This is a genomic window from Marivita cryptomonadis (genome assembly GCF_002115725.1).
GTDB classification, from domain to species: domain Bacteria; phylum Pseudomonadota; class Alphaproteobacteria; order Rhodobacterales; family Rhodobacteraceae; genus Marivita; species Marivita cryptomonadis.
This window is the reverse complement of sequence record NZ_JFKD01000013.1, coordinates 47,784-61,763: the sequence shown is the minus strand read 5'-3', so window position 1 is coordinate 61,763 and position 13,980 is coordinate 47,784. Positions and strand designations below refer to the sequence as shown.

The following is a 13,980-nucleotide window of genomic DNA, read 5'->3' as shown; positions in this document are numbered from 1 at the left end:
CCACTGACGGAGCAGGGTTCTGCGCTATTCTGTCGCAGAACTGTGTAAGCACCATGAGTGGAGATGTAGATGGATCATCGCCATCCTAAGCGGGTCGAGGATTATACGACCGCCAATCTCGTTTTGATTTTCATCAACCTTTTGTGGATTTTTGGCGTGATCTGGGCCCAATTCGGATTGATGGCCGTCATCCTTTCTGGATGGGTCTTGAACTATGGCGTCACCCGGCTGGCCCAATACAAGGCCAGCCGCGCAATCCAGTGGCCGCGGAAATCAGACGCCTGAAATAACCTTTGCCGCCTCGGTCACCCCGCCCGGCCGGTGCGGAATATTCAAAGTGCCAAGTCCCGCCTCGACCGATCCCAAGAGACCGAGGATCATGTGCGCATTGACATGGCCCATATGTCCAAAGCGGAAGAAACCGTCGCTCATCGGGTCTTCATCGGTCCCCATGCCCAACCCGATCCCCAACGTGACACCAGCCTGATCCGAACACCAGCGACGCAGTTCCTTGCCATGCGGTTTGCCAATGGCCATTGCAGTAACCGCGTGGCTGCGAAGCGCCGGATCAGAGATATTGAGCCGCAAAGGGCCATCTTGCCCCCAATGTTCGACCGCCGCCCAGATCGCACGCGCGAGCGTTGCGTGGCGGGCCCAGATCGCCTCAAGCCCTTCGGTGTGGATCATGTCGAGCGCGGTGCGCAGACCGTAGAGGTGATGCGTCGGCGCTGTGCCACTGAAATATTGGTAGAACGCCTCGGGCGCGGCGCGTGCTGTCCAATCCCAGTAGGTGCTCACATGCTTGAGCCGACGACGCCCCTCGGCCGCCTTGTCATTGAAGAACACAAAGCCCAGTCCCGGCGGACACATCAGCCCCTTTTGTGATCCGGTGAGCGCGACATCGACGCCCCAGGCGTCCATCTCGAACCGATCGCAGCCCATCGCGGCGATGCAATCAGCGATCAGCAACGCGGGATGCCCCAGTTCGTCAAGGATTGCGCGCAGCGGGGCAAATTCATTGCGGTTGGAGCTGGACGTGTCCACATGCACAGCCATCACTGCTTTGTAGGCATGGGCGCTATCGGCCTTCAGCGCCTCCTCGACCCGCGCCAGATCAAAGGTGCCGCCATTGCCGAAATCCAGCACGTCGACCTCGATCCCGCGCGCCTCGGCAATGCGGCTCCACGCCATCGCAAAGAACCCGGTGGCCAACACCAGCACCTTTTCCCCGACGCCGACCGTGTTCGCCAATGCCGCTTCCCACGCGCCATGCCCGTTGCTGATATAGATCGCCACATGCCCGTCGGTGCGCGCCACGCGTTTCAGGTCGCGCACGAGGTTGGGCATCATATCGGGCAGCTCGCCCTCGTAAATATTGGGAGAGGCACGGTGCATTGACCTCAGAACAGCATCCGGCACAACAGAGGGACCGGGAATGGCAAGATACGTGCGACCATTGGCAAGTGACATGAGCAACCTCGAACGGATGGGGGTGTCCTGCAGAAAGGCAGGTTCGGGCGCACCCTACCCCGCCCAGCCGCGCCGTCAATAACGCGCGGTGCTTGCCAGCGCGCGTTGCAGTCTCTACATCCGCGCCTGACGCGAAAGGGACCGAATGCTGGGACGACTTTGGACAAAGATCGAAGATGCAGAACGCAAACTGCGTCGGTCCTTTGGCAAGGACATCACCGATCCCCGTGCGCGGCGCTGGTCCACGTTTCACTACCACGTGTTCGATCACGCCTTCTTGCGCACCTTCTGGACCAATTTCTATGAGATCGCGCCGGGCGTGTATCGGTCGAACCAGCCAACCCATGCGCGGTTCGAGAAATACAAGGCGATGGGCATCAAGACCGTCGTGAACCTGCGCGGCGAAGACAAATACGCCCATTACCTGTTTGAGAAGGAAACCTGCGAGGCGTTGGGCCTGCGGCTTCTGAACGCCAAGCTGCAAGCGCGCAATGCGGTCAGCCGCAAGAAGATCGTGCATGTGATCGACACATTGCGGATCGCAGAGAAGCCGTTTGTGTTTCACTGCAAGTCCGGTGCGGACCGCGCCGGGTTTGTGTCGGCGCTTTATCTGATGGTGTTCGAAAACCAACCTGTCGAAGTCGCGCGCAAGCAGCTTTCGTTGAAGTACATACACCTCGATTTCACAGCGACCGGCGTGCAGGACTACATTCTTGAGGTCTACGCCGCGCGTAACGCAAGGCAACCCATCGGGTTTGAGGACTGGATTCGCACCGAATATGACGCCACCGCGATTCAAGCGGGCTTTAACGGCAAGACACCTGCCGACAAACTGACCCTGCCTGCGGCCATGGTGACGTGACCGAAGCGGCCGTCAACCCGCGCGGACTGCTGCTTTGGGTCTGGCGTGGCTATCTTGCCAAACATTGGCGACTGCTGATCGTCGCGATGGTCTTCATGGCCTTGGAGGGCGGCATGTTCGGCGCGCTGTCCTACATGATGAAGCCGATGTTCGACCGCGTCTTTGTGGGCGGAGAGGCGGACGCGATCATGTGGATCGGTCTGTTGTTTCTGGGCATCTTCGTGGTTCGCGCGGTGGCGAGCATCATTCAGAAGGTGCTGTTGACGCAGATTTCGCAGCTCTCGGTCGCAGATATCCGGCAAGACCTGTTGGCACATCTGATGGTGCTGGACGCGTCCTATCACCAGACCCATTCCCCCGGCTACCTGATGCAGCGGGTCGAGGGCGATGTGGATGCGATCAGCAAGGTTTGGCGCACCATCATAACCGGCGCCGGGCGCGACGTGATTGCCCTTATCTCTTTGTTCGCCGTTGCGATTTCGGTGGATTGGCGCTGGACACTGGTGGCGCTTCTGGGCGTTCCGGTGCTCATCGCTCCGTCGATGGTGTTGCAACGTTACGTGCGCAAAAAGGCGCGGCTGGCGCGCGATGTGGCCGCAAACCTGTCTGTTCGCCTGAACGAAGCATTCCACGGAATCATTCCAGTCAAGCTCAACGCGTTGGAGCGCTACCAATCCGAGCGCTATCGCGTCCTGACCGAGCAACGGGTCAAGGTCGAGACCCGCAGCGCGCTGGGGCAAGCCACGATTCCGGGGCTCATCGACATCATGGCAGGCCTTGGTTTCATGGGGGTGCTGTTTTATGGCGGCAGTGAGATCCTGTCGGGTGAGAAAACCGTGGGCGATTTCATGGCCTTCTTCACCGCAATTGGTTTGGCGTTTGAACCCTTGCGGCGGTTGGGCAACGTGGCTGGCGTCTGGCAGGTCGCGGCAGCCGGGATCGAACGCATCCGGCAAATCCTCGACACTGAACCAACTCTGCGCAGCCCGGCAGCGCCAAAGCCAGTGCCGGCGGGCGTACCCGCCATTGCGCTTGAAGATGTGTCGCTAAACTACGGTGAAACAAGCGTTCTGAACGGATGCAGCTTTACCGCAGAGGCAGGACAGACAACTGCTCTGGTTGGGCCATCTGGCGCTGGAAAATCAACTATTTTCAATGTTCTGACCCGGATTGTTGATCCGTCACATGGCCAAGTGACCATAGGTGGCGTGCCTGTCTCGGAAATGGCGCTGGTAGACTTGCGCGCGCTCTTTTCTGTTGTGTCTCAAGAAGCGTTGCTCTTTGACGATACGGTTCTGGAAAACATCCTGCTGGGTCAACAGAACGTACCCGAGGCCGATCTGAAACGCGCGCTGGATGCGGCGCATGTGTCCGACTTTCTGCCGCAGTTGTCAGACGGCTTGAACACCCCGGTTGGCCCCCGCGGGTCTGCCTTGTCGGGTGGTCAGCGGCAACGGGTGGCAATTGCCCGGGCCCTGCTGCGCAACCGCCCCATCCTTCTGTTGGACGAGGCGACGTCGGCGCTGGACACCGGGTCCGAGGCCAAGGTCCAGGACGCGCTGGACGAATTGTCCAAGGGGCGCACCACATTGGTGATCGCGCACCGGCTGTCGACCATCCGTGATGCGCACAAGATCGTGGTCATGGATCAGGGCCGCGTGATCGAACAGGGCACGCATGACGATTTGCTGGCGCAATCCGGCACCTATGCCGCACTTCACCAGATGCAGATGCGGGATTAACCCAAAAGAGCCGCTTGGGTGTCCTTGTCCCACCCAAGATAAAGCACATCGCCATCGACGATCAGCGGGCGTTTCATCAGCTTTGGATGCGCAATCAGCAAGGCCTTGGGATCGGTTTCCCGCTCTGCAGCGTCCAGTCCACGCCACGTTGTCGACTTTGTATTGAGAATTTTTTCACCAAACTGATTCATTGCCTGATCCAGTATACCTTCGGGTACCGAACTCATTGAAACATCTACCAATTCTGCGTTTGGCAATGCCTTCAATGCCTTACGGCACGTGTCACAATTCTTCAGCCCGTATAGGATCATTTCTCGCTCCTGCGTCTTGCCCAAGACCACTCTGCACCCCTTGTGGAAAAATGTGCGTGGGACTTGTTTTTGGGTGGTTTCGGTCAATTTCAATTATTGTGACGGGGTGTCGCAGAATGTGAACCCGGTCGCAACTGAAGCGGCCCATAGAGGTCTAACGTGACGACAGAAGGAGACACGGGATCATGCCGAACGGTACCGTGAAGTGGTTTAACGCCACCAAAGGCTACGGCTTTATTTCCCCGGAGGACGGCGGCAAGGATGTGTTTGTTCACATTTCCGCAGTGCAGCAATCCGGGATGGAAGGTCTGAGCGACAACCAGAAGGTCAGTTTCGATGTGACCGAAGGGCGCGACGGCCGCTTGATGGCGTCGAACATCACGTCCCTCTAGACCCTCAGGCCGATTGCAACCGCTGCGCCTCCTGCCGGGCCAGACGGATCAATTCAGCGACAAAGGGTTTGTCCGTGTCCACTGTTCGGGTGGCTGCATAAAGCCTGCGCGTGACGCCATTTTCCGTCAAAGGTCGCGTAACATAGTCTGAACTGTACTTGACCTCGCGCACCACCCAATCAGGCAGCACGGACACGCCCCGGTTTGAGGCGACCAACAGCAGAATCACGGCCGTCAATTCCACCTGACGGACAGCAGCCGGTTCCACTTTTGCGGGAATCAGCAACTGGCTGAACACATCAAGGCGCGATCGTTCTACCGGGTAAGTGATCAAAGTCTGCCCGCGGAAGTCCTCGGCATCAACATAAGGTTTTTTAGCGAGAGGATGCGCGGCTGACGCCACGAAAACGGCATTGTAATCAAAGAGTTCCGTGAAGGTGACGCCGGGAATATCCTCCGGATCGGATGACACGACCAGATCAACTTCTTCCTTCTGCAGGGCAGGCAGCGCATCGAAGGCAAGGCCGGGCCGGATGTCGACATCCACATCCGGCCAGCTTTTGCGGAATGCTTCCAACACCGGGAAAAGCCATTCAAAACAGGCATGGCATTCGATGGCAATATGCATCCGACCAGTTGATCCGCCGCGCAGACCTTCGAATTCCGCAGCCAGCGCCTCGACCTGCGGCAAGACCTGATTGGCCAGCCGCAACAGTCGCATCCCCGCCGCAGAAAGCTTCATTGGTTTGGAGCGGCGTACAAACAGCTCCACCCCGGCCTGATCTTCCAGCGCCTTGATCTGATGGCTCAGCGCGGATTGCGTGATGTTCAACTGGTCCGCGGCCTTGGCCACACCGCCATATTCATGGATGGCCTTGATCGTGCGGAGGTGCCGGAACTCGATATGCATTATCAACCATTCTCATGTTGAAGATTAGATTTATGAGTTTGTCTCACAATGCTGCACATGCGACAAGAGCTTCAACGCCATCAAGGATCACGTCGATGACAGCTCCAACCGTTTCATTCGAATTCTTCCCCCCGCAATCTCTGGAGGCGTCTTTCCGCCTCTGGGATACGGTTCAGGTGCTTGCCCCGCTTCAGCCGCGCTTTGTGTCGGTAACCTACGGTGCAGGCGGCACGACCCGCGACCTGACGCGCGAGGCGGTGGCAACCCTGCACAAATCCTCGGGCTTGCCCGTTGCTGCGCATCTGACATGCGTCAATGCCACACGAGCTGAGACCCTTGCCATCGCACAGGATTTTGCAGCAGCAGGCGTGACCGACATTGTGGCGCTGCGGGGCGATCCGCCCAAAGGCTCGAATGGGTTTGTTCCGCATCCCGATGGCTTTGCCTCAAGCATTGATCTGATCGAAGGGCTGCGCGAGGCGGGCGATTTCAACATCCGCGTTGGCGCCTATCCCGACACGCACCCCGAAGCAGCCGATGCAACGGCCGATGTGTCTTATCTCAAGCGCAAGTTCGATGCGGGCGCGTCCGAAGCGCTGACTCAGTTCTTCTTCGAGGCCGACACTTTCTTCCGCTTCCGCGATGCCTGCGAAAAGGCCGGGATCGACAAACCGGTGACACCGGGCATCCTGCCGATCGAAAACTGGAAAGGCGCTGCGCGCTTTGCCCAGCGCTGCGGCACACATATCCCAGCGTGGGTTGTGGACGCGTTCGAAAAAGCGGAACGCGACGGACGTGAAGACCTGCTGGCCACCGCGATCTGTGCCGAACTCTGCTCTGACCTGATCGACGGCGGCGTCGACACGCTGCATTTCTACACGCTCAATCGCCCGGAACTGACGCGCGACGTGTGCCATGCTTTGGGTGTCACGCCCAAATTGACCCTCAAAAACGTCGCTTAACTCGACGCTCCTCCTAAAGCGGCGGTCAGTTTGGCCGCCGTTTCCTTGACCGACGCCCCTAGACTATCAATCCGCTCATCGGGAATCCGGGCAGACGGTCCCGAGATCGACACGCCCGCGATGGGTTCGCCATGCATGTCGAACACGGGCGCTGCGATACAGCGCATACCATCATTTTTCTCTTCTGCGTCAAAGGCATATCCCCGCGCCTTGGTGGCCTCCAGATCGGCTGCCAGCGCTTCGGGTGTGACCAGCGTGTGTTCGGTGAACGCGGTCAGCTTGTGCTTACGGATGATCGCCGCGACCTCTTTGTCGTCCATCTGTGCCAACAGCGCCTTGCCGATACCCGACGAATGCATCGGCGACATCGTGCCCGGTGGGAAAAACGCGCGGATGTTGTGGTGGGTTTCGACTTGGCTCAGGAACAGCACCAACCCATCGCGTGACACGCCCAGATTGGCGGTCTCCTCGGTTTTTTGCATCAACTCGCGCAGGAATGGGCGGGCACGTTCCACAAGCGAGGTGCGGCGCAAGAAGCGCGAACCGATGTGAAATGCCCCTGCCCCAATATGCCAGGTTTGTGCCACAGGGTCGAAGTCCACCATGTTGCGCCCCTCGAAGGTAGACAGCACCCGGTAGACCGTAGCCGGAGATTGATCTAGATCTTCGGAAAGATCGGTCAGCGTCGCACCGCCGCGTTCGCTTAGCCGTTCTAGGATGACCAGCGCGCGGTCCAGAGATTTGATCTTGTTCTGCTCGGTCGTATCACCCCACGCGCGCGGTCGCCCCCGTGCGCGCCGCTCCGGCCCTGTCTCTGCGTTCATGCCAGCCTCTGCGCCCTGAATTGTCTCGATACAAAAAACATTTTTACAATGTGAAAAAATCAGAGTTGAAATGCAAGCGTTAACGCACAGGTTCTGCGGCAACAGGCAAAGGACAGTCACATGCGTATCGTCATCCACGGCTTTGGACGGATTGGCCGGGTTATCCTGCGGCAAATCCTGACCAGCAAAGCCCATGCGGATATCGACGTGGTGGCGGTCAATGACCTCGCACAGCCTGACACATGCGCGTATCTCTTCAAATATGACAGCGTGTTCGGCCCCCTTCCCGGCGGCGTCACGTTGCAAGGTGGCGCCTTGCAGGCCGGAGGGCGGTCCATTCCGTTGCTGACCGGCGTCAAGATAACCGACCTGCCGCTGGCAGACGTCGACCTGTTGCTCGACTGCACCGGGGCCACCAAGGACCGCGCCACCGCAGAGGCCGCGTTGACTGCCGGTGCACGGGCGGTTCTGATCTCAGGTCCTTCAGATATTGCCGACATGACCATCGTCAAAGGCGCGAACGATAACCAGATTGACGATCATCGCATCGTGTCGAACGCCTCTTGTACAACCAATGCGCTGGCCCCGCTGCTGCGGGAGCTGGACACACGTTTTGGGCTGATCCAAGGCCATATGACCACGATCCATTGCTATACCGGCAGCCAGCCGATGGTGGACGCGCCGCGTGGACCTGACCTTGCCCGCAACCGTGCAGGCGCTGTCAGCATGGTGCCCACCACCACCAGTGCGGCCAAGCTGATTGACCGGGTGTTGCCTGATTTGGCCGGTCGTGTGACAGGAGCAGCCGTGCGCGTGCCTGCGATCAGCGTGTCGGCGGTAGACCTTGTCGTGCGTCTGACCACGCCCCCGAAAGACCCCGCGAACGCGCTGCGCGAACTGGCCGAGGCCAATCCAGTGATCGGCCTTGTGGAAGACCCCTGCGTGTCGGTCGACCTGCGCGCCCGAACCGAGTCCCTAGTAATCGCGCCAAACGAGACGATGGAAACAGGCGATCAGATCCGTATCTTCGGCTGGTATGACAATGAATGGGGCTTCTCGGCGCGTATGCTGGATGTCGCGCGAATGATGCACCAGCGCGGCACATAACGCGAAATTCTTGCCAGAACACGCCGTTTGGCCTCTAATGCTTGGCAAAGCACAGGCAAACATGCCGACCCGAGGCCATCGGAGCAGCAGATGGGCACTGAGACCGAGATCACCGTCACAGACGGGGTGGCGCAGATTGCGCTGACCGCCGGACCATCCGCCCGCCTGACCATTGCGATGCTGACCGCAATCGACACGGCAATTGATCACCTGAGCGAGGATGACGGCGTCGAGATCATCGTGCTGCGCTCTTCAAGTTCAACGTTTCCTTCTGGCATCACCGCACCCCAAGGCGGCGGCGATGACACGGACAATCTGCTGTCTGGTGTTTGCCGCCGGATAGAGCTTTGTGCAAAACCGGTGATCGCCGTTCTGACAGGGGCTGTTGTCGGCGGCGGTGTGGAACTGGCTTTGGCTGCGCATTACCGGCTTATCCACCAGCAAACCCGCATCGGATTCCCAAATGCCCGGCTTGGCCTTGTTCCCAGCGCCGGAGCCACGCAGCGCCTTCCACGGCTCTTGGGGGCCGAAGCGACGCTTGAGCTATTGATCGGTGGCGCGCTGTTGCCAGTGGCAGGTGGCACATTCACCCCGCTGGCCGACCTGCTGTTTGACGACACGCCAGAGGCAGCTCTCCAAAGCTTCATCCGTGACATGCGCTCCAACAGCACTGCTCCAAGGCCCACCGCAGACCTGCGGACCGGGTTCGCCGATGCAAGCGCCTATCAGGCGGCGCTTACGCGCGCGCGGGAAGGCATATCCACCTCGCCCGAATTGGCCCCCAAGAAAATCCTTGCGGCGGTCGAAGCGGCGATGCTCTTGCCCATCGACACCGGCCTTGCCTTCGAAGCGGCTGCTGCCGAAGACTGTGCCGACACTGAGCAGTCCAAAGCCCTGTCGCACCTGTTCCACGCCGAGCAACGGGTCGCGGCACAAGTTCGGCGCAACGACCTTCCCGAGATATCGACGATAGGCGTTCTGGGCGGCAGCGCGATTGCGATTCAGATCGCGCAGGCAGCACTTGAAGCCGGGATTCGCGTCAACTGGTTCATCAAAGACCCAGCCCAGCAACGCGATGCGGTCGGCCATTTGCGTGGCGCTTTGCAACAGGCGGTTCAGGCAGGGCGCGTGTCGAACGATCGTGCGCAGCGCAGCTTGCAGAACTTGCACCACGGCGACGGGTCCGACATTCTTGAAGGGGCGCAGATTGTCTTGCGTGCAACCCGCGGCCAGCGCGGCGCACCAGTCCCAAAGGGCACCGTGATCGCGCATTGCCTCCCGGGCGTGGATGCCCGACTGTCGCTGCAATTCGCCGCCCCCGCCTCAAGCGGACGTTTGGTCGAGGTGATCCTCGGCCCCGAAGCGACCGATGACGACCGCCGCCTTGGCCTTGCACTGGCGCGCCGCATGAACAAGCTGGCCATAGTCCAAACCACACCGGGAGCGGGACTGCATGACCGGCTGCTGCAAACGCTTTGGCGCGCAGCGGATGCGCTGGTCGATCTGGGGCAATCCCCTTTTACAATAGATGCGGCTTTACGTGATTGGGGCATGGTCCATCCGCCCTATGATCTGGCCGACAGAACGGGCCTAGACGTGGTCGCCCGCCACCCCCGTGCCGAGGGCGCACAGAACTGGTCCGGGCTTCTTGTTCAACTCGGTCGGCAAGGGCGCGCCACCGGGCGTGGCTTTTATCACCACGGGACCGACGGTCCAACGCGGGATGCAGAGGTGCAGCACAAGATCAATGAACGCCGTGCGCCACAGTCGAACATGCCAGCCGATCAGATCACCCGGCTGGTGATCGGCGCTCTGGCCAATGCTGGGGCCAAAGCTCTGCGCGACGGCGTGGTGCCGCGCGCGGCCGAGATTGACGTGCTGTCGGTCTTTACCCATCTCATGCCGAACTGGCGCGGTGGCGTGATGCACGCAGTTGGCGCGCAAGGGCTGCTCAGGACCACCCGCGCGATGGAGGCGCTGGACCACCCGGACGGCGACCTTTGGACGCCGGATACGGTCTTTGCCGAGCTCATCAAATACGGCCGTAGCTTCGACAGCCTTTAGGGCGTGCAGGACTCACGACGCTGTAAGTGGCGTTTCTCCGCCGAAAGGCAGATTATTTATCCCTTCCTTTTGGGTCTTGTGAAAAAGACATTACCTCGTTTCGAGGTGGGACGCTCCGTTCACAAAAATGTTCAGACGGAATGACTGTCCCGCGCCGTGTAGGTCTTAGTTAAATTTTTCGAAGGTATCAAAACATGACGTCACCACAGCACTCACGCCGAAGCTTTGTTCACACAATCCTTGGTGCGATCGGTCTTTCGGCTTTGGCAAAACCGGCTCTCGCCGCCGATCTGACACCGCGCGCGACCGAAGGGCCGTTTTATCCCACCCCCGCCATGCGACGTCCCGATGTGGACAATGATCTTGTCAAAATCCTTGGGTCCGTCAGAGAGGCTGGAGGCGAAGTCTTTATTCTGAGGGGCCGGGTTCTCAATAGCGCAGGCGAACCCCTTGTGGATCATCGGATTGAGATTTGGCAGTGCGACATGAACGGAAAGTACCTTCACACTGGAGACCGGCAGGCCATCGACTTCGATCCCGCATTTCAGGGCTTTGGCCATGACATCACCGGCCCCGATGGCAGCTACGAATTCCGCACCATCAAACCTGTGACGTATCCTGGCCGCACGCCACACATCCACGTCAAGGTCTTTGACGGTGAAACAGAAGTCATCACGTCGCAATTCTATATCGAAGGGCATCCTGCCAACACCCGCGACCGCATCTTCAATCGATTGTCCGACAGCCAAGCAAGCGCGGTTTCGATGACCTTTACAATGACGGACAGGGGCGAAGAGGCAGTCGTCGACGTGGTCGTCTGATCGCCAATCGCTCAGCCAAGCAACTGCACCGCGTCAATCACCCGAGAAAGATTCCAACGATAACCAGCATCAGGCCCAGCACGGACACAAAAAGCGACCCGAGGTTTATCGGCATCACCTTTTTGACCTCATCCCGCAGTTCTTCGTCGCCGAGGCCCGCCTTGCGCGCCCTGTTGACCCGCAGGATGCAATAGACCAGCCCGCACAGGCCCGCAAAAGACAGCGCCGCGCCCGACCAGATCAGTATGTCCATGATAAGCTCCCGCGTTGGTCTTTGCCACCGCGGCGGTAATTCATCCCCCGCCCGCTGACAAGCCCTTGAAGGCCCGCGCCGGCACCGCTACGACACCATTCAGACCGAACAGGAGCCGGACATGGACGACAGCGCAATCGAAGCCAACTACCGCGTCACCGCAGATGAGCTGCGCCAGTTCATCGAACGGATCGAACGACTGGACGCGGAAAAGAAAGACATTGCCGACCAGCAGAAAGAGGTCATGGCCGAAGCCAAAGCACGCGGCTACGACACCAAGGTGATGCGTAAGGTGATCGCGCTGCGCAAACGCGAACCTGATGACATCGCAGAAGAAGAAGCTGTGATGGAGATGTACAAAGAGGCGCTGGGAATGTCCTAAAACAGACTGGTCAAAGGCTCGAGCTCACGTTCCAGCCAGTGCCCAAGCTGTATCCGCCCAAAACCCGGTGCCGCGCCAAGTTTGTAAAAGTGGTCCGCATCGGATTTGCGCTCGTCCCATTTCAGAGACTTAGGCCCTTTGCCACGCCCGCCTTTAGACGTGCTCTCATAGGTGCTGCCGTTGATGACCAGCCAGACATGGCCAACTTGGTCCTTCAATGAATTACCGGCCGAATCCCGCATCACTGCACCGGTCTCATCACGTTTGGCAATCGTGTCGCGAAAGCCAATCCGGACGATGTCGTCCCGCAGCTCCGCCTCTTTCAAGTAATCCGCCACAGTATGTGACGCATCGCTCGCGATCTTGCTTCTCTGGGTAACGCTGCCTGATGGCAGATTCACGTTATCCGTCGTCCCATGATAGATGACGTATTCGACAAAACCGGAACAATCGAGTTGTCGGATGTCAGAAACTCTTCTTGTCAAAGGCCGGACCTTTCCCACCATTCCGCGCATTTCGTATCGGATGGAAGAGGAAAGCAGCTTGTCCAAAACGGTTACGAGTTTATTCGCGTCAAATTGCATGGCGTATCCCACCGCAAAACTCAAAAAATGGTCGAAGTAATAATAATCCTTTCAACCTATGGTCGCCTGGGATTTCAGTCAACGCCTGAGCTGATGGCGCTCACGGCGCGATCAAGGTCACACTCGGCATACGACCGATTTCGAACAGGTCTTCCTCGTATTGATCGGTCAAGTCCTGCACCAGATCGGCATCCCAGTCGGGAATGTCACATTCATGCTCCACCTTGGACGCATCGGCATATTTATCGAGAAACGCCACCATGACGCGGCGAATCTGCACTTCGTTCAAGTCTGGTTTCTCGGCCAGATACGCTCGAAACCGCGTCATGCCTTCCTGCGACGTGATGTCGGCCATCCGTGAATAGGCCCCAATGATCGGGTGGGTCGGCTCCAATCCCGCGAATTCGCGGACCAGTTCGCCCCAAACCAGTGGGCTGTCCTCATCGCACCATACCGTGACGGGCACCCCCGGCACAGCCTCGGTGATGCGCGCAATCAGCCGTGACCAACGGATTTGCATCGGGTCCAGCCCGTGCAACACCTCTGACAGCGTTCCCAGCGGTGTCGCCGCAAGAAGCGCCGGCAAAAAGGTCGCCGGGTTGCGCAAGCCAATAAAGATCTCGATCGAATCTCCGGCGAATATCTCTTGCAAAACACGCAACCGCTGCTCGGCCTTGCGATAGACCATCCCTCCCTGAAAGGCGATCTTAGGCACTGAAAACAGGTTCTCGTGCGATAGGATCATCCGGTCCACGTGATCTGCCGCATCATCAAGAATACTGTCGAGAAGAATATCCCGGCTGCCCGGAGCCGGACGCGCATCCCCCAAAGCGTTCAACATCTCCGAGATCAGCTGCCGGTACTTGCCCGGCCCGGGAACCGCGACACCCGAAGCCTTGAAGCCATCGCGGTTGCGCAACAGTGTCTTGAACAATCTGTCGCTGTCAGTCGCGTGTAGACCAGTATGAAGGACGACCTGCATCAGTTTTCTTTTGTCTCGCTGCCCGCGCTCAGTATACGCCCCCACACAGCGAAGAAAACCGTGTTCCGGCCTCGGAAAGAAATCGCAAAATTTCGCCAGATTGCCTCTTGCACAGCCGCGCGACACTCAGTAATCACGCCTCCGGAGCCCCTATAGCTCAGCTGGTAGAGCAACTGATTTGTAATCAGTAGGTCCGCGGTTCGAGTCCGTGTGGGGGCACCATTTCACCAACATCGCATAGCCAGCGCTTAGGGCACCGGAAATGCTGATATCAGTACCCGATACGTGATCAGGCGAGCGGCGCTCTTGGTCAC

16 protein-coding genes and 1 tRNA gene are annotated in these 13,980 nt (G+C 59.0%); 10 read left to right on the top strand and 7 right to left on the bottom strand.

The window, feature by feature from the left end; genetic code table 11:
- Positions 1-69: 69 nt before the first annotated feature.
- Positions 70-285: a hypothetical protein gene (locus tag MCRY_RS14820; protein ID WP_085631251.1), complete on the top strand. Its 216-nt coding sequence runs from the start codon at positions 70-72 to the stop codon at positions 283-285.
- Here the strand turns inward: MCRY_RS14820 and MCRY_RS14815 are convergent.
- Positions 274-1,470: a pyridoxal-phosphate-dependent aminotransferase family protein gene (locus MCRY_RS14815; protein ID WP_085631249.1), complete on the bottom strand. Its 1,197-nt coding sequence runs from the start codon at positions 1,468-1,470 to the stop codon at positions 274-276. The genes MCRY_RS14820 and MCRY_RS14815 overlap by 12 nt on opposite strands.
- A 145-nt stretch (positions 1,471-1,615) precedes the next feature.
- On the opposite strand from MCRY_RS14815, the gene MCRY_RS14810 reads away from it, so the two are divergent.
- The gene (locus MCRY_RS14810) at positions 1,616-2,332 is read left to right on the top strand and encodes a phosphatase domain-containing protein (RefSeq protein ID WP_085631247.1); all 717 of its coding nucleotides are present in this window, start codon (positions 1,616-1,618) and stop codon (positions 2,330-2,332) included.
- Positions 2,329-4,074 carry an ABC transporter ATP-binding protein gene (locus MCRY_RS14805; protein WP_244897919.1) on the top strand — a complete coding sequence of 582 codons (1,746 nt, stop codon included), beginning with the start codon at positions 2,329-2,331 and terminating at the stop codon, positions 4,072-4,074. The genes MCRY_RS14810 and MCRY_RS14805 overlap by 4 nt, the downstream gene beginning before the upstream one ends.
- Here the strand turns inward: MCRY_RS14805 and MCRY_RS14800 are convergent.
- Positions 4,071-4,385: an arsenate reductase family protein gene (locus tag MCRY_RS14800; RefSeq protein WP_085631245.1), complete on the bottom strand. Its 315-nt coding sequence runs from the start codon at positions 4,383-4,385 to the stop codon at positions 4,071-4,073. The genes MCRY_RS14805 and MCRY_RS14800 overlap by 4 nt on opposite strands.
- 185 nt (positions 4,386-4,570) lie before the next feature.
- Here MCRY_RS14800 and MCRY_RS14795 point away from each other — a divergent pair, with 185 nt between their 5' ends.
- Entirely contained in the window at positions 4,571-4,777 is a 207-nt protein-coding gene (locus MCRY_RS14795; protein WP_085631243.1) for a cold-shock protein, read from the top strand.
- A gap of 4 nt (positions 4,778-4,781) precedes the next feature.
- Here the strand turns inward: MCRY_RS14795 and MCRY_RS14790 are convergent, their stop codons facing one another.
- Positions 4,782-5,687: a LysR family transcriptional regulator gene (locus tag MCRY_RS14790; protein WP_085631241.1), complete on the bottom strand. Its 906-nt coding sequence runs from the start codon at positions 5,685-5,687 to the stop codon at positions 4,782-4,784.
- Positions 5,688-5,782: 95 nt separating this feature from the next.
- Between MCRY_RS14790 and metF the strand changes: the two genes are divergently transcribed.
- Complete coding sequence (metF, locus tag MCRY_RS14785; protein ID WP_085631239.1) at positions 5,783-6,649, top strand: methylenetetrahydrofolate reductase [NAD(P)H]; 867 nt, start codon at positions 5,783-5,785, stop codon at positions 6,647-6,649.
- Here the strand turns inward: metF and bhcR are convergent.
- A complete protein-coding gene (gene bhcR / locus MCRY_RS14780; RefSeq protein WP_085631237.1) occupies positions 6,646-7,473 on the bottom strand; it encodes an HTH-type transcriptional regulator BhcR in 828 nt (275 codons plus the stop codon). The two genes, metF and bhcR, sit on opposite strands and share 4 nt — an antisense overlap.
- Positions 7,474-7,593: 120 nt before the next feature.
- Here bhcR and MCRY_RS14775 point away from each other — a divergent pair, with 120 nt between their 5' ends.
- From MCRY_RS14775 to MCRY_RS14765, 3 genes are all read left to right on the top strand, one after another.
- A complete protein-coding gene (locus MCRY_RS14775; protein ID WP_085631235.1) occupies positions 7,594-8,580 on the top strand; it encodes a type I glyceraldehyde-3-phosphate dehydrogenase in 987 nt (328 codons plus the stop codon).
- Between the two features lie 90 nt (positions 8,581-8,670).
- Positions 8,671-10,644 (top strand): enoyl-CoA hydratase-related protein, encoded by a 1,974-nt coding sequence (locus tag MCRY_RS23530; RefSeq protein WP_085631233.1) that lies wholly within the window; start codon positions 8,671-8,673, stop codon positions 10,642-10,644.
- A gap of 194 nt (positions 10,645-10,838) precedes the next feature.
- Positions 10,839-11,465, top strand: a complete 627-nt coding sequence (locus tag MCRY_RS14765; RefSeq protein ID WP_085631231.1) for a dioxygenase family protein — start codon at positions 10,839-10,841, stop codon at positions 11,463-11,465.
- Positions 11,466-11,502: 37 nt separating this feature from the next.
- Here the strand turns inward: MCRY_RS14765 and MCRY_RS14760 are convergent, their stop codons facing one another.
- Positions 11,503-11,718 (bottom strand): hypothetical protein, encoded by a 216-nt coding sequence (locus tag MCRY_RS14760; protein ID WP_085631229.1) that lies wholly within the window; start codon positions 11,716-11,718, stop codon positions 11,503-11,505.
- A 121-nt stretch (positions 11,719-11,839) separates the two neighbouring features.
- On the opposite strand from MCRY_RS14760, the gene MCRY_RS14755 reads away from it, so the two are divergent.
- Positions 11,840-12,100 (top strand): DUF2312 domain-containing protein, encoded by a 261-nt coding sequence (locus MCRY_RS14755; RefSeq protein WP_085631227.1) that lies wholly within the window; start codon positions 11,840-11,842, stop codon positions 12,098-12,100.
- On the opposite strand, the gene MCRY_RS14750 is transcribed toward MCRY_RS14755, so the two are convergent.
- Complete coding sequence (locus tag MCRY_RS14750; RefSeq protein WP_138488082.1) at positions 12,097-12,684, bottom strand: hypothetical protein; 588 nt, start codon at positions 12,682-12,684, stop codon at positions 12,097-12,099. The two genes, MCRY_RS14755 and MCRY_RS14750, sit on opposite strands and share 4 nt — an antisense overlap.
- A 100-nt stretch (positions 12,685-12,784) precedes the next feature.
- On the bottom strand, positions 12,785-13,666 hold the full coding sequence (locus MCRY_RS14745) for a hypothetical protein (RefSeq protein ID WP_085631223.1): 882 nt from the start codon (positions 13,664-13,666) through the stop codon (positions 12,785-12,787).
- 146 nt (positions 13,667-13,812) lie between these two features.
- Between MCRY_RS14745 and MCRY_RS14740 the strand changes: the two genes are divergently transcribed.
- Positions 13,813-13,888: transfer RNA gene (locus MCRY_RS14740), tRNA-Thr, on the top strand.
- Positions 13,889-13,980 lie beyond the last annotated feature (92 nt).

What these genes read in the sequence shown, in the direction of transcription:
- MCRY_RS14820 (WP_085631251.1), top strand. Translation starts at nt 70, where the DNA reads ATGGATCATCGCCATCCTAAGCGGGTCGAGGATTATACGACCGCCAAT.
- MCRY_RS14815 (WP_085631249.1), bottom strand. Translation starts at nt 1,470, where the DNA reads ATGTCACTTGCCAATGGTCGCACGTATCTTGCCATTCCCGGTCCCTCT.
- MCRY_RS14810 (WP_085631247.1), top strand. Translation starts at nt 1,616, where the DNA reads ATGCTGGGACGACTTTGGACAAAGATCGAAGATGCAGAACGCAAACTG.
- MCRY_RS14800 (WP_085631245.1), bottom strand. Translation starts at nt 4,385, where the DNA reads ATGATCCTATACGGGCTGAAGAATTGTGACACGTGCCGTAAGGCATTG.
- MCRY_RS14795 (WP_085631243.1), top strand. Translation starts at nt 4,571, where the DNA reads ATGCCGAACGGTACCGTGAAGTGGTTTAACGCCACCAAAGGCTACGGC.
- MCRY_RS14790 (WP_085631241.1), bottom strand. Translation starts at nt 5,687, where the DNA reads ATGCATATCGAGTTCCGGCACCTCCGCACGATCAAGGCCATCCATGAA.
- metF (WP_085631239.1), top strand. Translation starts at nt 5,783, where the DNA reads ATGACAGCTCCAACCGTTTCATTCGAATTCTTCCCCCCGCAATCTCTG.
- bhcR (WP_085631237.1), bottom strand. Translation starts at nt 7,473, where the DNA reads ATGAACGCAGAGACAGGGCCGGAGCGGCGCGCACGGGGGCGACCGCGC.
- MCRY_RS14775 (WP_085631235.1), top strand. Translation starts at nt 7,594, where the DNA reads ATGCGTATCGTCATCCACGGCTTTGGACGGATTGGCCGGGTTATCCTG.
- MCRY_RS23530 (WP_085631233.1), top strand. Translation starts at nt 8,671, where the DNA reads ATGGGCACTGAGACCGAGATCACCGTCACAGACGGGGTGGCGCAGATT.
- MCRY_RS14765 (WP_085631231.1), top strand. Translation starts at nt 10,839, where the DNA reads ATGACGTCACCACAGCACTCACGCCGAAGCTTTGTTCACACAATCCTT.
- MCRY_RS14760 (WP_085631229.1), bottom strand. Translation starts at nt 11,718, where the DNA reads ATGGACATACTGATCTGGTCGGGCGCGGCGCTGTCTTTTGCGGGCCTG.
- MCRY_RS14755 (WP_085631227.1), top strand. Translation starts at nt 11,840, where the DNA reads ATGGACGACAGCGCAATCGAAGCCAACTACCGCGTCACCGCAGATGAG.
- MCRY_RS14750 (WP_138488082.1), bottom strand. Translation starts at nt 12,684, where the DNA reads ATGCAATTTGACGCGAATAAACTCGTAACCGTTTTGGACAAGCTGCTT.
- MCRY_RS14745 (WP_085631223.1), bottom strand. Translation starts at nt 13,666, where the DNA reads ATGCAGGTCGTCCTTCATACTGGTCTACACGCGACTGACAGCGACAGA.